This window comes from Bilifractor sp. LCP19S3_H10, from assembly GCF_052119185.1.
Taxonomy (GTDB): domain Bacteria; phylum Bacillota; class Clostridia; order Lachnospirales; family Lachnospiraceae; genus Bilifractor.
The window spans coordinates 94108-111925 of the sequence record NZ_JBQKFT010000011.1 but is presented as its reverse complement, the minus strand read 5'-3'; the positions used below and the strand labels follow the sequence as shown (position 1 = coordinate 111925).

The 17818-nt window shown below is 52.0% G+C and carries 13 protein-coding genes and 1 pseudogene; 8 read left to right on the top strand and 6 right to left on the bottom strand.

All coding sequences use genetic code 11. The annotated features are described in order from the left end of the window. Both ACTQZS_RS10040 and ACTQZS_RS10035 read left to right on the top strand, forming a co-directional pair. Positions 1-220: pseudogene (locus ACTQZS_RS10040) on the top strand (hypothetical protein); the annotation flags it as partial. A gap of 147 nt (positions 221-367) precedes the next feature. After that, positions 368-715 carry a DUF2200 domain-containing protein gene (locus ACTQZS_RS10035; protein ID WP_441098793.1) on the top strand — a complete coding sequence of 116 codons (348 nt, stop codon included), beginning with the start codon at positions 368-370 and terminating at the stop codon, positions 713-715. Positions 716-989: 274 nt separating this feature from the next. On the opposite strand, the gene ACTQZS_RS10030 is transcribed toward ACTQZS_RS10035, so the two are convergent. After that, positions 990-2249: a GntP family permease gene (locus tag ACTQZS_RS10030; protein WP_441475677.1), complete on the bottom strand. Its 1260-nt coding sequence runs from the start codon at positions 2247-2249 to the stop codon at positions 990-992. 166 nt (positions 2250-2415) lie between these two features. Further along, positions 2416-3564 (bottom strand): glycerate kinase, encoded by a 1149-nt coding sequence (locus tag ACTQZS_RS10025; RefSeq protein ID WP_441475676.1) that lies wholly within the window; start codon positions 3562-3564, stop codon positions 2416-2418. 388 nt (positions 3565-3952) lie between these two features. On the opposite strand from ACTQZS_RS10025, the gene ACTQZS_RS10020 reads away from it, so the two are divergent. After that, on the top strand, positions 3953-5032 hold the full coding sequence (locus ACTQZS_RS10020; RefSeq protein ID WP_441475675.1) for a CdaR family transcriptional regulator: 1080 nt from the start codon (positions 3953-3955) through the stop codon (positions 5030-5032). 192 nt (positions 5033-5224) lie between these two features. On the opposite strand, the gene ACTQZS_RS10015 is transcribed toward ACTQZS_RS10020, so the two are convergent. Continuing rightward, positions 5225-6085 (bottom strand): LysR family transcriptional regulator, encoded by an 861-nt coding sequence (locus ACTQZS_RS10015; protein ID WP_441475674.1) that lies wholly within the window; start codon positions 6083-6085, stop codon positions 5225-5227. Positions 6086-6398: 313 nt separating this feature from the next. Here ACTQZS_RS10015 and ACTQZS_RS10010 point away from each other — a divergent pair, with 313 nt between their 5' ends. The 3 genes from ACTQZS_RS10010 to ychF all read left to right on the top strand — a co-directional run bounded on the left by ACTQZS_RS10010 (position 6399) and on the right by ychF (position 11448). Further along, on the top strand, positions 6399-8357 hold the full coding sequence (locus tag ACTQZS_RS10010; RefSeq protein ID WP_441475673.1) for an oxidoreductase: 1959 nt from the start codon (positions 6399-6401) through the stop codon (positions 8355-8357). 404 nt (positions 8358-8761) lie between these two features. Further along, a complete protein-coding gene (locus tag ACTQZS_RS10005; RefSeq protein ID WP_441475672.1) occupies positions 8762-9898 on the top strand; it encodes an aldo/keto reductase in 1137 nt (378 codons plus the stop codon). 437 nt (positions 9899-10335) lie between these two features. Continuing rightward, positions 10336-11448, top strand: coding sequence for a redox-regulated ATPase YchF (ychF, locus tag ACTQZS_RS10000; protein ID WP_441475671.1), 1113 nt, complete (start codon positions 10336-10338; stop codon positions 11446-11448). A 209-nt stretch (positions 11449-11657) separates the two neighbouring features. Here ychF and ACTQZS_RS09995 read toward each other — a convergent pair whose 3' ends face one another. The 3 genes from ACTQZS_RS09995 to ACTQZS_RS09985 form a co-directional block, all read right to left on the bottom strand. Next, positions 11658-13085 (bottom strand): sensor histidine kinase, encoded by a 1428-nt coding sequence (locus tag ACTQZS_RS09995; RefSeq protein ID WP_441475670.1) that lies wholly within the window; start codon positions 13083-13085, stop codon positions 11658-11660. A 234-nt stretch (positions 13086-13319) separates the two neighbouring features. Beyond that, a complete protein-coding gene (locus tag ACTQZS_RS09990; RefSeq protein WP_441098781.1) occupies positions 13320-13991 on the bottom strand; it encodes a response regulator transcription factor in 672 nt (223 codons plus the stop codon). Position 13992: 1 nt separating this feature from the next. Then, complete coding sequence (locus ACTQZS_RS09985) at positions 13993-15273, bottom strand: hypothetical protein (RefSeq protein ID WP_441475669.1); 1281 nt, start codon at positions 15271-15273, stop codon at positions 13993-13995. 242 nt (positions 15274-15515) lie between these two features. On the opposite strand from ACTQZS_RS09985, the gene ACTQZS_RS09980 reads away from it, so the two are divergent. Beyond that, positions 15516-17021, top strand: coding sequence for a MurT ligase domain-containing protein (locus ACTQZS_RS09980; protein ID WP_441475668.1), 1506 nt, complete (start codon positions 15516-15518; stop codon positions 17019-17021). 21 nt (positions 17022-17042) lie between these two features. Beyond that, the gene (locus tag ACTQZS_RS09975) at positions 17043-17798 is read left to right on the top strand and encodes a type 1 glutamine amidotransferase (protein WP_441475667.1); all 756 of its coding nucleotides are present in this window, start codon (positions 17043-17045) and stop codon (positions 17796-17798) included. The last annotated feature ends 20 nt before the right edge of the window (positions 17799-17818 follow it).

The following is a 17818-nucleotide window of genomic DNA, read 5'->3' as shown; positions in this document are numbered from 1 at the left end:
TCTGATTAAGATGGGCGTGCCCGAGGACTTAGCATGGCAGGCTGGGAACAGCCGAAGAGGCCATTGGTTCACGACGCATACAGTCGCAGTCAATATGGCTATGACAAAAGAGAGACTGATAAACAGTGGCTTCTATGATTTAGCCACGGCCTATCAGTCTGTGCACGTTATCTCAACTATTGAAGGCGCCGTATACCGAACGGTACGTACGGTGTTGTGAGAGGACGGCGGTTAGTCACCGCCTCCTACTCGATTTTTCAAAGAGAAATATATATTGATTTCCAGACTTCCGGATGGTATTTTGTGATTCAGGACAATCTCTCTGGCGTCACCAGATGGAAAATCGTGCATGAAGGAAGTGGATCAAATGGATAATGAAAAAGTATTTGCCATGAAATTTTCCAAGGTATACCCGCTGCTCGTGGCGAAGGCTGAGCGTAAAGGCAGGACAAGGCAAGAGGTGGATGAAATCATCTGCTGGCTGACAGGATATGGAGAAGGAGAGCTGCAGGAGCAGTTGAAAAAAGAAGTCGATTACCGGACATTTTTTGAAGAGGCTCCGCAGATGAATCCGAATTGCCATCTGATTACAGGCAGTGTGTGCGGAATCAAGGTCCAGGAAATCAAAGATCCGTTAATGCAGAAGATCCGGTATCTGGACAAGCTGGTTGATGAGCTGGCAAAAGGTAAGGCAATGGAAAAAATAATGCGATGATGGAAAACATCAAAGAAAAATACCTGTCCGCCGGAGAAATGCTCCTTGAGCGGACAGGTATTTTTTTGATTTACGCGAACAGTGAGCCGCAGCCGAATGCGAAGTATTCGTGTGCGGCGAGCGTCGCGATAGCGAGATAAAACTCGCGCAGCGTGTTTTATCTCGTTCAATCAGGTGACGAAGAACTGCAGTTGATAAATGATTTAGTCAGCTGACGAAGAGACATCATTGATGAAAGATCCAGTCAGGCGACGAAGAGCAGCAATTTATCCGGTCAGGCGACGAGGTATACGATCACAGCTGCGATAGTGCTTGTCAGTCCGACGAGTGCCTCATACGCGATCAGCTTCATGCGGTCCGGGATCTGCATGTTCACGGCACCGCCGGTTGCATGGAAGAAGGATCCGTGTGGCAGGGAATCGATGACTGTTGCTCCGGCATGAATCATTGCGCCGGCAGAGACGGCCGGAATTCCGCTGGAGATAAGGACCTTTGAGAAGGTCTGCGCGGCAACGGTAGCGCCTGCTGTGGTGGAGGCTGTAGCGCCTGCCATGAGGATGCCGGCGATCGGTGCAAGCAGGAAGGCGGGCATGTGGAAGAAGTTCAGTACAGTCACGACATCTGCCTGAAGAGCGGATGCCTTGATGATGCCGGCAATGGTACCTGTACCGAGAAGCAGTATGGAGACACCGGTTACCTTATCCAGTCCAAAGGAGGAAAATTCGCCGAATTTCTTCACCGTGCCTGTCGCAAACGCGCAGACGAGTCCACCGACCGGAAGAGCGATCATCGGGTCTATCGTAATTCCTGCCTGACGAAGCGCGAGCAGCACAATTACGGTGAGAGGGCCGGCAATTGCCTGCGCAAAGGAGGGCAGGCTGCGGGAATCGGTCGATTCAAGATCCGATTCTGTTACCGGAAGTCCGTTCTTTCCGGCAAGAATTCCGGACAGAATGACCGTCACAATCAGGGCGCAGATCGCCGGAATGATGTTTCTCGTGATCAGAGAAGTCAGATTGATCTTAAAAGCCTCCGAAACCGCGATGGTATTCGGGTTCGGGGAAATGATGTTGCCGGCCTTTCCGCCTCCGATCATCGCCAGGAGCAGTGACTGCTTGTTGTATCCGGCTTCCTCACCGATCGCGAGCGCAATTGGGGCAACGGTGATTACGGAAATATCGATAAATACGCCGACCGCGCAGATGATCATCGTGGCCAGGGCTACCGCAAAGAGCGCTCTGCGGCTTCCAAGCTTCCGGACGATGACCTGTGCGATTTTTTCAGCGGATCCAGTCCGGATGAGCGCGCCGGCGAGAATGCCGGAGGTCATGATCCGGAGAACGGAGGTAATCATGCTCCCCGCCCCGGTCATCATGGAGTCTACGGTAACACCCAGATTTCCGCCGGAGCCGATCAGCCCGCCGACCAGAGCGCCGATGATCAGGCTGTAGGCCGGATGGAATTTCCGGATGATGAGAAAAATTGCGAGCGCCATTCCGATCAGCGCCCCTGCAGTTGAAAATGTGTATGTCATTGCCTTGCCTCCTTATATGGTATCCGTTGGGATGGTCAGAAAGTTTTGTATGCAGCAGCGGGATACTTAAGCATCTCCCGTTCTGCGTCCGGGAGAGTGCCTGCAAATCCTTCAGGTCTTATGAGATGGTTCTGATGTTTCGGGTTTGGCGGTGATATCCGGAGAATTACCCCTTCGCTATCTGCAGTTTTATGAGGCGTGCCGCCTGTTCGGCCGCAGCAGCCATATTTTTTTTGGCGTTCTCAGGTTCACAGGCTTCTTCCAGAGTCGTGACACCGCGTACGATCGGGAAGAAGGCATCGATGCCGCATTCGTTGCAGGCACATGCGTCGTCTGTGACGCTTCCGGCAAAGGCGATGACGGGTTTCCCATGTGCTTTGGCAAGATTTGCGACTCCGACCGGCACCTTGCCCATGGCAGTCTGGGCATCGAGCCTGCCTTCTCCGGTAATGATCAGATCCGCGTCCGCGAGGTATGATTCGAGACGGGTCTCCTCAAGAACAATCCGGATGCCGGACTGAAGCTCGGCGGGCAGAAAAGTGCGGAAGGCAAAGCCCATACCGCCGGCAGCTCCGGTTCCGGGAAAATCCGGATCAGCGTCCGGATGAAGGGCTTTGGAAATTTCGGCATATCGGGCGAGCCAGCGATCCATATTCCGGATATCCTCCGGACGTGCTCCCTTCTGCGGGCCGAAGACGGCACTGCATCCGTTGCTGCCGCACAGCGGATTTGTGACATCGCAGGCGATGCGGAAGGTGCATTCTGCCAGCTCGGGGAGGACATGCTCCTCCGTTATCACAGCAAGATTCATGAGTCCCCGGGCGCCGCGTGAAATTTCTTTGCCATTGCTGTCCAGCAGTCCGAAGCCGAGGGCCTGAAGCATGCCGGCGCCGCCGTCATTCGTCGCGCTTCCTCCGATTCCGATGATAAAGCGACGGCAGCCTTTTCGAATGGCATCCGCAATCACCTCGCCGACGCCGTATGTGGTTGCCGAAAGCGGGTTCAGTTCTTCGGCCGGGACCAGAGTGATGCCCGCGGCTCCGCTCATTTCGATCACCGCAGTTATGGAATCACGGATGATCCCATAGGGACAGTCAACCGGCTCTCCGAATGGTCCGGTGACCGTGACATGCTCAAGGTGTCCGTTCATTCCCTTTGTCAGGGCTTCAACTGTTCCCTCTCCGCCGTCCGCAAGCGGCCGCACGGCAATTTCCGCGTCGGGATACACCCGATGAAAGCCCTCCGCAAAAGCATTTCCCGCTTCGATCGAAGTCATGCTTCCCTTGAATGAATCTATGGCGGTCACAATTTTCATATCAATACTCCTTTCGTCTGTTCATAAATTTCCGAAGGTAATTCGTCTGTGTTGTGTATCTGTCCCCGGACTTTTCCGATCGCCTTCGGAACCTCCGGGCTGCTGTTCCGCACTTGTTTTATAAGCTGATTATAGAAAAAAGTATCCGGGTATGCTATGTTATAGATAACATAAATTTAACGATAAAATGTGATTATATATCATGTTTAACAGATCTGATCTGACAAACTCGATCTGGCAGGCCGGATCTAACAAACGCTATCTGGCAAGCCGGATCTAACAAACGCTATCTGGCAGACCGGATCTAGCAAACGCTATCTGACAGACCCAATCTGGCAGACGCGATTTACAGACATGAAAAAAGGAAAAAGAGGAGAAAGCTGAGAACATGAAGAGTCTGATACGGCACCGTCTGGCGCAGCAGATGGTGGATACCATACATGATGTGTGCGGATACAACATTAATTTTATCAGTCCGGAGGGGAAAATCACCGCGTCAACGGATCCGGAGCGTATCGGTATGTTCCACGAAATCGGAAGAAAAGCTGCAGAGAGTGGAGAGACCATAGAGGTGGACAGCAACGAGGATTATTCGGGTACAAGAAAGGGAATCAATATTCCGATCTATTATCATAACTCTGTAATCGCGGTGATCGGCATTACAGCAGAGCCCTCCGAGGCCCGGAAGTACGCGCATCTTGCGGAAAGGATCTCGGCGCTTCTCCTGCATGAGCAGGAAATCGGAGAGATGTACCGGAGTACAGATGAGCGGCGAGCCTATCTGATCCGCTGTATTCAAAATGAGGATTTCGAAAACCGCGCTTATTTTGACAGCTGCCTGAAGGAGTTTCATGTAGACCCGAAGGGCAGATACCGCATGCTGTGTATCGAGATAAATACTCGTTATAATCTGGTGAACATCTCTCTTCTGGAGCAGAAGGTAAGAGCTTTTTTCAACCGGATCGGGGAAGAAGTCTGCACCTATATCTACCCGAACCGGTTCGCCGGACTCATACGGTCGGAGTCATACAAGAATTATCAGTCAGTATTCCGCCGTTTTGCATCGGATCATCATCAGATCCTTCAGATGGGGGTCGGCAGTGACAAGAGTTTTGAAAAGTGCGGCGATTCCTGGCGGGATGCAGTCATCGCCATTAGCTCCATACGCGGGACCGGGAAGGATCTCGTCGCGTTTGATGATCTGAAGCTGGAGATCCTTCTTTCAGGGATGAGTGATGCGGTGAGAGAGGAATACAGAACGAAGGTGCTGGGAGGGTTGAAGTCCTCGGAGGTTGACTTTCTGAAGACTTACTATGACTCGGACATGTCTCTGAAGGCGGCCGCGGAGAAGCTTTTCCTGCATGTCAACACCGTTCAGCAGAGGCTGAACCGGATCGCCGGGAAGACCGGAATGAACCCCAGGAATTTCCGGGATGCGGTTTTGTTCTGGCTGGCGATGCATGTCTGAGGCAGGCGAACGGGCGGCTATGAATACAGATTCTGTTGTGGCTGGCGATACATGTCTGAGGCAGGCGAACGGGCGGCTATGAATACAGATTCTGTTCTGGCGCTGGCGATGCATGTCTGAGGCAGGCAGATGGCCGTAAATGCATGCCTGAAAGAGGCAGACGCCGACGAAGAGAAATGCGAATACGAACACTCAGGAAGCGGAACTGCCTGTGGGCCCGGAGGACGCCGGGGTCTTTAGTGTCGCTGCATAGATGGCCCAGGGGATGGAGTCTGCAATTTCGATGCACCGGATATTCTCCTGCCGGATTTCGGAGGCATGAAGGTTTACATCGATGCCGATGCCGTGCTGTCTGGATACGAACAGATAAATTAGTGAGCTCTCCATTGTACGGATGGAGATCTGTGGCACAAAGCCGAGCTCCTGACATTTGGTGACGATGGAGTGAAAAATACTGAATTTCTCGTTGAGCGTGATCAGCTTCTCTTCCTGGAGATCCACGAATGACAGTACATCTCTATCATACAGCGGATGCCCCTGAGGAACCACGGCACAGAGTCTCGTCTCGAAGATTTTCTGCTCATGCACCATGGGGGAGCGAAAATGATCGACTACATAGGCGGTGTCGATTTTGCCGCCCAGGAGCAGATCTTTGATGTTCTGATTGAAATCCTCTGTCCATTCCACGCTCTCTGATCCGATCAGCTTCTGATTCAGCGTCCGCAGCGCGGGGACGGATTGAAGAGCCCGGATGACGCCGCAGGCGAAACCGACCCGGAGAGAGCGGCGGGAGAAATCCATTCGCTTCATCTCCATTTCAAGATCCTGCAGCCGGTACAGCAGCTCGCGGCTGTGCCTGTACAGGTAATCCCCGCTCTTGGTGGGAATGAGCCCTGCCGATGACCGGCGAAAGAGAACCACGCCGAGCTCATCCTCCAGGCGGTTCAGATTTTTTCCCATACCCTGCGGGGAAATATAAAAACGTTCGGAAGCTTTGTTCAAACTTCCGGTTTCATAGCAGGCACAGAAATAACGAAGCGTTTTTGTATCCATTCCCTGAGTATGCCTCCTTCTTACATGATGTCCATTCGCTGAGCATGTTTCCTTCTTACATGATGCCCATTTCCTGGGTGCGTCTCATTCTTGTATGACGGGATCTGTCTTTCTGCATTATACCCCAGATAAGGATGAGTTTATACTTTTTCAGACAAAAACCATACAATCATTATGAAGGGATGAAAAAAATAGTTTCTACTCGTATGAGTCTGGTTGATGGCGGAAGCCGGGAAGGCGATGTAAGATAGATTTAGTTAATTTGTTAACGATATCGCGCCATCAATCTGAAATGAGTGTACAGGAGGATGTTATGAGAACCAGAAAATACCCGAATCTCTGCAAACCAATCACGATCGGCAGAACTACCTTTCGCAACCGTATGTTTTCCGCACCTATGGGTGGAACGGATATCACGAATGACGGCTGCATCGGACCAAAATCCACGGCTTTTTATGAGCTGCGTTCCAAGGGAGGCGCAGCGGCGGTCACGGTAAGTGAGTGCATGGTTCACCCACAGACGGACGGATCGCACGCCTATCATCTCGATGAGTCTATTCTGAACTCCCTGGCCTGCGCAACCTATACGGCGGATGCAATCCGCAGGCATGGCGGGATTCCGAGTCTGGAACTGTCGCACTCTGGTATGTTTGCCGGCACCTACATGACAGATAAGAAGAAGCAGCACGATCTGCATCAGTGGGGGCCCTCGGATACCGTTCGCGGAGACGGCGTGCAGGTGAAGGCTCTGACAAAGGAAATGATTGAAGACATTGTGGCAGCGTACGGGCATGTGGCAGGACTGGCAAAGCGCGCGGGTTTTGAAATGATCATGATTCATGGCGGGCACGGCTGGCTGATCAATCAGTTTCTGTCTCCCCTGTTCAATCATCGGACAGATGAATATGGCGGGTCACTGGAAAACCGCACCCGGTTTGCTGTGGAGGTTCTTCAGTCGGTGAGAGAGGCGGTAGGCCCGTTCTTCCCTGTTGAATTTCGAATGAGCGGCGCTGAGTTCACGGAGGGCGGATATGGCCTTGATGAAGGTGTCCGTATTGCACAGGCGATCGAGCCCTATGCGGATATCATACACGTGTCGGCCGGCACCTATCAGAAGACGTTCGGCATCACGCATCCGTCAATGTTCGAGGACCACGGACGCAACGTGTATCTGGCGGCAGAGATCCGGAAGCATGTGCATAAGCCGGTAGCTACGATCGGAGGCCTGAACGACCCGGCGCAAATGGAGGAGATCATTGCTTCGGGAAAAGCGGATATCGTGTATATGGGACGCGCCCTTCTGGCCGATCCCTTCCTTCCGAGAAAAATCAACGAGGGCAGAGAGGATGAGATCGTGCGGTGTCTGCGGTGCTTTACGTGTATGGCGGAGCGGGCGGCTACGTCTACAAGACGCTGTACGGTCAATCCGCTGATCGGAAGAGAACTGGAAGGCGATGAGATCCAGCCCGCACCGGTAAAGAAAAAGGTTCTCGTGGCAGGCGGCGGCCCGGGCGGTCTGTATGCGGCTTATACCGCTGCGAGACGGGGACATCAGGTGGTCCTCTGTGAGAAGGAAAAAGAAGTCGGCGGCATTCTGAAATCGGAACAGGCGCTCCCGTTCAAGTATGAGATGTACCAGCTCTCCGGAACATACCGGCTGCTCTGCGAGAAGGCGGGAGTTGAGATCCGTACCGGTGTCGAGGTGACGCCGGAGTATGTCGACAGCGAGGCGCCGGACGCGCTGATCATTGCGGTCGGCTCCACACCTCTCGTACCTCCGATTCCGGGGCTGCGCGGGGAAAACGGAGCAAACGTCATTGTGGTCAACAACTATTATCTGGAAAAAGAGCGCTGTACGGATCATGTCGTTGTATTCGGCGGCGGACTCGCGGGCTGTGAGTGTGCCGTTCATCTCGGGCAGGAGGGAAAGCATGTCGAGATCGTTGAGATGCGGGATATGCTTGCGCCGGACGCAAACGTCCGCCACCGTCCTCTGCTGATGGCACAGATTGATAAATATTGTACGGTCCATACCGGTTACAAGGGACTCGAGGTCACAAAAGAGGGAATCCTCTGTGAGACAAAGGCCGGAGAGAAGGTTCTGGTTCCCGGTGACACCGTGATCTGCGCGCTCGGCCAGAGATCCCGGACTGATGTTGTGGAGGCCCTGATGGACACCGCTCCCTTCGTCCGTGTAATCGGCGATGCGTCCAGAGTTTCCACCATTACAAATGCGGTGTACTGGGGCTATCATGCGGCACTCGATATCTGAGGATCGGAAACCGCAGACTTCTGTTCCCCACAAACGCCTGATATCCGGCAATTTGTATGAAATTTGAGAATCAGAAATCGCAGATTTTTGTTGCGGTCAAGGCGCTCAGGGTTACTGAAATCCCTGGGCGTTATTTTGTATTCACCCAATTCTTGCCGTCTTAGTGGAACGTGAGCATTTTATACAGAAAGAAATATCGGGAGACAGATTTCTGATGATCCCGCAAGTGCAAATATGATATGATACAAGTAGAAAACCGGGATGCCGTGGAAGTCTTTTGGGAAGATGCCGAGATCAAAACAACGTAGTTACATAGGTTCGGATGAATCGGGATATGACTTTAGGACGCGGTTGAATGGCTTTTGATGAAAGATTGCAATGACTTGAATGGGAGGTGACAGAATATGAATTTTAAACCAGAAAAGAAACTCGGCTTTGGCCTGATGCGGCTTCCGCATATGGATCCGCAGAATCCTGCGGATATCGATATCGAACAGGTGAAAAAGATGGTGGATATCTTTATGCAAAGGGGGTTCACCTATTTTGATACCGCGTGGATGTACAACGATTTTGCCAGTGAATATGCTGTAAAGACATGCCTTTCGGATCGTTATCCGAGAGAAAATTATACTCTTGCAACGAAATTGCACGCGGCTTTTTACAACACGATGGAAGAAAGAGATGAGATTTTCTTTAAGCAGCTGGAAAAATGTGGCGTTGAGTATTTTGACTATTATCTGATTCACGGCGTTGGTCACGGCATGATAAAGCATATCGACACATTTGATGTGTGGAACTGGCTGGTTCAGAAGAAGGAAGTCGGCCTTGTCAGACACATTGGTTTCTCCTTCCATGATACGCCGGAGTTGCTGGAAGAGCTGCTGACGAAACATCCGGAAATGGAATTTGTTCAGCTTCAGATCAATTATCTGGACTGGGAGTCCGAATGGATTAACTCGAGGCGGTGCTATGAGGTGTGTGAAAAATTTGGCAAGCCGGTGATTGTGATGGAGCCTGTGAAAGGAGGAACACTTGCAAAGATTCCGGCCGAAGCGGAGCAGCTGTTCAAAGATCACGATCCATCTCTGTCCGTTCCCAGCTATGCGATTCGTTTTGCCGCAAGTCTCCCGAATGTCATGGTCGTGCTCTCCGGTATGTCAAATATTGAACAGGTAGAGGACAATACCTCCTTTATGCAGGATTTTGAGCCTCTGACGGAAGAAGAGAAGGCACTCTGCTTCAAGGCTGGAGACATTATTAACAGTCAGATTACAGTTCCGTGTACTGGCTGCCATTATTGTACGGACGGATGCCCGAAGCATATAGCTATCCCGGAATATTTTTCTTTATACAATGAGGATATGCGCGAAAACCTTGCGGAAAAGGGATGGACCGTGAACTTTACCAATTATCAGGAGGTTGCGGAGAGACACGGAAAGGCGTCTGACTGTATCAAATGCGGACAGTGCGAGAGCGTCTGCCCTCAGCATCTTCACATCATCGATTTTCTGGAAGATGTAAGCAGGCATTTTGAACACTGAGGAGTGGAGAGATATATGGCAGTATTTCCAAATCCTGAAAATGAAGCAACATTGCAAATGATCCGCGATTAGTGTACAATATTATCGCTAAAATTTCTATGAGGGCTTCTCCGACGGAGGAGAAGCCTGTTCATTTACGCGAACAGTGAGCCGCAGCCGAATGCGAAGTATTCGTGTGCGGCGAGCGTCACGATAGCGAGATAAAACTCGCGCAGCGTGTTTTATCTCGTTGTCAGAAGGTCTTTATTGATATAGCGGAGGAAGGCTGCAGAATCCCGACGATCTATCAGACGGGGATTACTCTTTTTCATCTGCCGGAATTCGCAATCTAAGGCCAAGGACGATCTGTCTCGTGGCGCTTGTTGTGGCACCCGATAAATTTAGCAAGGAGCCAAAAGCCCGTAAATATAAGGATTTTTAAGGAGATATAGAAGAAAATGAAACTAGGTATCGTCGGACTTCCGAATGTTGGTAAAAGCACTCTGTTTAATGCGCTGACCCAGGCAGGGGCAGAAATGGCAAACTATCCGTTCTGCACCATTGATCCAAATGTCGGCGTTGTGCCTGTTCCGGATGAGAGACTGAAGCTGCTTGGCGACTTCTTTCATTCCAAGAAGGTGACACCGGCAGTTGTCGAGTTCGTGGATATCGCCGGTCTGGTAAAGGGCGCATCGAAGGGAGAAGGCCTGGGCAATCAGTTCCTCGCGAATATCCGTGAGTGCGACGCGATTGTTCATGTTGTCAGATGCTTCGAGGATCCGAATGTCATTCATGTAGATGGAAGTGTTGATCCGACCCGTGATATCGAGACCATCGATCTGGAGCTGATCTTCGCGGATCTCGAGGTACTGGAGAGAAGAATCGCGAAGACAACCAAGGCGGCCCGTATCGGTGACAAATCCGTCAAGACGGAGCTGGAGATGCTTCTGGCCCTGAAGGCGCATCTGGAGGATGGCAAGGACGCGATTTCGTTTGATCTGGAACCTTACCGGGACGAGGAGAGCGTTTTGACCGCCTTTAATGAGCTGAATCTCCTTACCGCGAAACCGGTGATCTATGCGGCGAATGTCGCGGAGGACGATCTTGCGGACGACGGCGCTTCCAATCCCCATGTTCAGGCGGTGCGGGAGTACGCGAAGGCGAAGAACAGCGAGGTCTTCGTGGTGAGTGCGGAGATCGAGGCGGAGATGTCCGAGATGAGCGATGAGGATAAGGAGATGTTCCTTGAGGACCTCGGCGTGAAATCATCCGGAATGGACAAGCTGATTCAGGCCTCCTACCGCACGCTCGGTCTGATGAGCTTCCTGACCGGAGGTGAGGACGAGACCCGTGCGTGGACCATACGAATCGGCACAAAGGCACCGCAGGCGGCCGGAAAAATTCACACCGACTTTGAGCGCGGCTTCATCAAGGCGGAGGTCATTAATTACAAGGAGCTTCTGGACTGCGGTTCGTACGCGGCGGCACGTGAAAAGGGCCTGGTCCGCATGGAGGGCAAGGATTACGTCGTAAAGGACGGCGATGTGATTATTTTCCGTTTCAATGTATAAAGCAATCTCCCGAAGAGGGCCTTTTTAAGATCAGGCCAGACTTCGGGAGATTTTTTTACGCGAACAGTGAGCCGCAGCCGAATGCGAAGTATTCGTGTGCGGCGAGCGTCGCGATAGCGAGATAAAACTCGCGCAGCGTGTTTTATCTCGTTGTGTGAACAGGCGGGCAGTTGTCAGGAATCTGCTGCCTTCTTCAGCCGGGAAAAGTCTCAAAGAGTTACGTGGAAGGAGATATCCGGTTTCTTGTAGCTGATGAAGATCTTGCCGTGGTGGTTTTCTATGATCTGCTTTGCCATGGAAAGACCGATGCCGTAGCCGGATTTTTTGCTGTTGTGTGAGGTGTCCTCGCGGTAAAAACGGTCGAAAAAGCGGGTGTAATCTGTACCTTCGCCATCTGCGTAGGTATTGGTTACGGTGAGGTGGATGCCCTTGCCGTGATTTCTCGGGTGCAGGGTGAGGAAGACGGTGCCGCCTTCGTCACAATATTTCGCGGCGTTGTCCAGTAGGATATTGAACAGCTCTGAGAGTGCACTCTGATCTCCGGTAAAGTGAAGCTCGTCGTCGATCACGGTTTCGAGATGCTTGCCCTGCTGTTCGATGACCGGCCGGAAGTTTTCTGCGGATTGTCTTGAGACTGCTGACAGATTCATGTCTTCCGGATGCTTGAAACTGGTTTCCTGCATCCTGGTAAGTGTGATCAGGTTGTTCACAAGTCCGGTCAGGCGGGAAACCTGGTTGCGGATGCTGGTGGTCCACTCATTTTTTCCGTTGATCATCTCCAGGACCTCGGCATTGGCGGAAATCACGGTGAGGGGCGTCTTCAGCTCGTGTCCGGCATTGGTGATGAACTGTTTCTGGCTTTCGATGTTGCGGGCGATGGGCTGTACGACTTTCCGCGAGATGAAGGTGATGATAATCAGAAAAACAATCGTGCAGAATATGGCGAAGATGATCGAGTACCGGGAGAACATCTGAAAAGAACGATAATCGTTTGTGGAATCCATGAAAACGAGAATATAGGTTCCGTCTACGGCGGGCTGTCCGTAATAGGAATAGATCATCTGGTTGTAATGGATCATTCCGCTGTTCTGACCGGATGCGTAGCAGGACTCGGCAAAGCTGCGGGTCTCCTCCTCGGTGAGTGAGGAAATATGGTCGTTTTTCATGGTGAGAATGTGACCGTCTGCATCAAAGATTGCGGAAAAATACCGGATTTGATAGCTGCTCTCGGGGGTCAGCTCCAGATATTCTGTCTTTGTGCCGTCTGAACCGATCTTGAGGGCACGGAAATACTCGCGAAGCCTGTACAGGAGAGAGTCAATGTTGATGGTGATTCCGGTACTTCCGGATGCTGAAGACGAAGAGCCGAACACTGTTCCGCTTTCGGAGGAGACATCCGGGGAGGCATCGTAATCGTGGTAGTCCGGATCGTTTTTTTTCAGATAATCTTTGTATTCATTCAGCGTGATGGATGGAAGCTCGCCGCCGTTGTCCGCGATATATTGCAGCTCATCGTGTATATCGGACGATCTGTTCAGATAATTGAACAGGTTGACGGGGATGAGCAGAAGAACCATCAGGATGATGATGGCAAGGGTAGAATAAAGGATGAACTGGTGCTGTAATTTCTTGATCATTCCGGACTCCCTTTCAAAGTAAAATGCCATACGATAAATTGCGCCACATACAGTATAAGCTGCGGAATTGCTCCGCGCTTTGCACTCCCGCAATCCCACAGATAACCGACTTTGCGTTCACCCCACCGCTTCACACTTTGTGTCAGCGGGTGTGGCTCGCTGCCGGGACACATTCCATTACGTGCCGCTTGCGCGTTTATTTACGTGCCTGGGGCGGTCGGCCCGCTTCGCTGATTATCTGAATTGACGCAGCACGTAGGTTCCGCCGTGTTCACCGGCGATTTCGATATCTGCCCGGATTGCCTGAAGCTTGTTGCGCAGATAGCAGACATATACCCATACGATCTCCGGATCCTTATCAGTATTATCGCTCCAGATATGGTCGAGGAGTTCCTGCGTCGTCAGCTCTTTTCCTGCGTTCAGCATGAAAAATTCCATCATCTTTGTCTCTTTGCCGGCCAGGCGTATGGAGTTGTGACTGGAGAGCTCCTGCTCATCGGTATTCAGCGTGACATCTCCGAGGCGAAGCTGCTTTGGAGTGTAGGACTCGGAGCGGCGGGTGAGTGAGCGGATCCGGGCGAGAAGCTCGCCCATTGCAAAGGGTTTGGTCAGATAGTCGTCTGCACCGGCGTCCAGACCGGTGATACGGTCGTCAATTTCTGCCTTCGCCGTGAGCATGATGACGGGCGTCACGTTGCCACGACTCCGCAGAACCCTCAGGGCTTCGATACCGTCCATCTTCGGCATCATGATGTCAAAGATCATGCAGTCATAAGGGGCAGCCGCTGCTTTTTGTACGGCTGCTTCACCGTCATAAACTGCGTCAATTTCGTAACCTGCGTGTGAAAGAACCGCGACCAGTGCGCGGGAGAGATCTGGTTCATCCTCTGCCAGTAATAATTTCATCTTAATTTGTTCCTTCCTTCTGTTCCTTTGTGGCATCTCCGTTGATCAGAGTGCGGATCGTCTGCATGGAGACGTCGCAGGACGCCAGTTCATCCGCACACCGTTTCAGCTCGGAAGTGATCATCGAGGCATTGGAAATATTCTGCTTGTACTTGAGCTGGTGTTCCAGACTTGCCCACATGTCCATCGCAATGGTCCGGAGCTGAATCTCGACATAGTATTCTCCCGGGAAATTTCCTCGGACATCCTCATACGGAACGGCAGCCTTCAGAATCATATGGTAACTCCGGTAACCGTTTGGCTTGGCGTTTCGGATGTAATCCTTTTCTGTTATAACAGTCAGATCAGAGGATGCTTTCAGGTGACGTATGATGGCGTAGATGTCGTCGATGAATCGGGTCACGATGCGGATACCGATTGCATCAGTGATGACATTGAGCGCGGAATCGGGTGTCTCGGGCAAACCTTTCCGTCTGCATTTCTCACGCATGCTTTCCTCGCTCTTGATCCTGGCACTGAGATGTTCATAGATACCTTCGCCCTTTTCGGAACGAAAACTGTCGTTATAGGCGCGGATGCGGTCGGTCATGCTGTCCATCACAAACTTCAGCGCGGATTTATATTTTCCGTAAACGGAGTCTTCCGTATCCGCGGTCTGCGGCTTCGGCTCGGCGTCCTTCGTATCCGTGGTCTGCGGCTCCGGCCCGGCGTCCTTCGTATCCGCACTCTGCGGTTTTGGCCCGGCGTCCTTCGTATCCGCACTCTGCGGCTTAAGCCCGGCGTCTGTCGTGTCAGTGCATCTTGTCTGAACCCAGTAGGCACCCATGCTCTGACCGGGCTTTCCGGTGACTTCGTCATTGAGATAGGCGGAAAGATCCGTATCTTCCGGTTTCCAGGAAAGAGCAGCTTCCACGGTCGGGAATTCGATTTCAGCGTACCAGAATTCTGTTTTCTGTCCCTCGTCGACATGATTTACTTCAAGATGGCTGCCGTCCGAAAGCAGATATGTCCTCCGGATTTTCGGGATCAGTGGGAGATGGATGAGATCCTCCAGCTGTCGGAATTTGTCTTCTGAGATGGAAAGCTCGATCTCCTTTCTGGCAAGTGTCCCTGAGGATTTGAAGCAGAGAATATAATCCGTATCTCCTCCGCTTCTGGATTCCTCCCGGATCCGGACGGTCGGCGTGACCGAGAGATATCCCTGACGCATCCGATATTCAAAAAGAAGAGGGAGGGGCTTCTCCGGCCACCCCTTTACCATCCATTTTCTCTCAATTTCCATATGGTGTTCCTCGTTTCTGTATGTTCTGTGTTTTGGATTATGGCATACACGTTTTTTTCTGCGGTTTTATTTTAACATGGAAATGAAAGGATTGTGTGAAATAATAATCACGTCCTGAAATCTTGAAAACGTGTGGGGCATGTGCTATGGTAAGGTTGTTTTTTACGTTTATTCAGGGGAAAAGGCACCTTACCTGCACGGGGAAGTGTACTTTCATGACTATATAATAAGGAAGAAGAACTATGGCAAATCTTTTAAAAACCATGCTTGCCGTCGGGGCATGCAAGGCATCGAGGACGGCTCTCCGGATGATGCACCGTGGAGGTACGACGACGCCGGGCCGGCTGGCTATGAAGATCGATGGTGATATTCTGGAGACGGTTTCCCGGGACATGGAAATCATTGTGGTGACCGGAACAAACGGGAAGACGACGACTTCGAATATGATCGATCACGCGCTTTCGGGCAGCGGCAGAGAGGTGCTTGCGAATAAGTCCGGGGCAAATCTGCTTCCTGGCGTCACAGCGGAGTTTACCTCGAACGCGACGGCGACAGGCAGACCGAAAAAGCACTATGCAGTGATTGAATGCGATGAGGGCGCCCTCAAGCAGGTGGTTCCGAGGATACATCCGAAGGTGATTGTCGTGACGAACCTGTTCCGCGATCAGCTTGACCGGTACGGTGAGGTCATGCATACACTTGAGGAGATACGTAAGGGAATCCGCCTGGTTCCGGACGCGATTCTCTGCCTGAACGCCGATGATTCCCTGACGGCATCTCTGGCGCTCGGCGTTCCGAACCCGGTGACGTATTTCGGTATCGACTGTCCCGTCGGAGAACAGAAAAATGTGGAGATTTCTGACGCAAGATATTGTATCCGGTGCGGCACAGAGTATGAGTATGATTACCATACCTATGCGCATCTGGGAGGGTTCCGCTGTCCGAAATGCGGATACCGCAGGATCCGTCCGGCGGTTGCCGTGACCGGGATCGAGAAGGTATCTTCCTCAGGGAGTGTTGTGCGGATGCGGTTCGGAGCAGACGGGAGTACGGACGCCGCCGCAGAAGATGGCAGGATCAGAGGAACAGCCGACGGGACAGAAGGCGGCAGGGACAGAAGTAACACTGCCGGGGCAGAGGAAGGCAAGGGCAGAGACACCGCCGCAGAGACGGAGCAGGAGGTCACAATCGGGCTCCCGGCTGTCTATAATATCTATAACGGTGCAGCAGCGATTGCCGCGTATCAGGCAGCGGGCTTTGAACGTAAGGAGATCATCGCTTCACTGGCGGATGTGCACAGCAGTTTCGGAAGAATGGAAACCTTCCGGCTCGGAGAAGTTCCGGTCCAGATGATTCTGGTGAAGAATCCGGCCGGGTGCAATCAGGCCTTATCTTATCTCTCCGGACTCGGTGAGGATTACCAGGCGGTCTTCTGCCTGAATGACCGGACTGCGGACGGACATGATATCTCCTGGATCTGGGATGCGGATTTTGAAAAGGTCTGTCGGGATCCGCATATGATGCATGCTTTCGTTCTGGGAGACAGAGCGGACGACATGCGGCTGAGGCTGAAGTACGCGGACGCTGAGGAAGAGGACATAGAGAAGGTGGCAGATAACGCGGCGCTGATTGAAAAACTGAAGAAAAGCACGGTTCCGGTATTTATTCTTCCGAATTATACATCCATGCTTTCTCTTCGGGCGGCGCTCGGAGCGATTACCGGGAAACAGGAATTCTGGAAAGGCTGACAAGGAGAGGAAGGTTGAGCTATGAGTGAATTGAAAATCTGCCATCTCTATCCGGAAGTGCTGAATCTGTACGGAGACCGCGGAAATATCCGGTGCATGCAGAAACGGCTGGAGTGGAGAGGCATTGACGCGAGCATTACGCGGGTCGGCCTTGGAGATCATGAGGATCTCTCCCAATATGATCTGTTCTTTATCGGCGGCGGCCAGGACTTTGAACAGGAGGTTCTTTTGAAGGACCTGAAGGCAGGAAAGGCGGACGCGATCCGTTCAGCCATTGAGGACGGAAAAACATTTCTGTGTATCTGCGGTGGTTACCAGATGCTCGGACATTACTATGAAACCTATGACGGAGTCAGATGTGAGTTCCTGGGCGCAGTTGATTTTTATACCAGGGGCGGAAGCACCCGGATGATTGATAATTATGCCTTCCGGCTGGATGCCTCCTGTGGCGGAAGCACGGTTGTCGGTTTTGAAAATCACAGCGGCAGAACATATCTGGGCAAGGGCGTGAAACCGCTCGGTACGGTTTTGAAGGGTTATGGAAACAACGGAGAGGATGGAACAGAGGGCGTGCATTACAGGAATGTTTTCGGTTCCTACAGCCATGGGCCGGTGCTGCCGAAGAACCCGGAGTTCTGTGATTTCCTGCTGAAAACGGCGCTGGAACGGAAATATGGAAGCTTTGATCTGGAACCGCTGGAGGATGCTTTTGAAAAACAGGCCCACGACAGCGTTCTTGCTGGCGTAATGGCCGGCACCGCCGGAGCAGATGACTGAGCACATTTGAATTGAAAGAG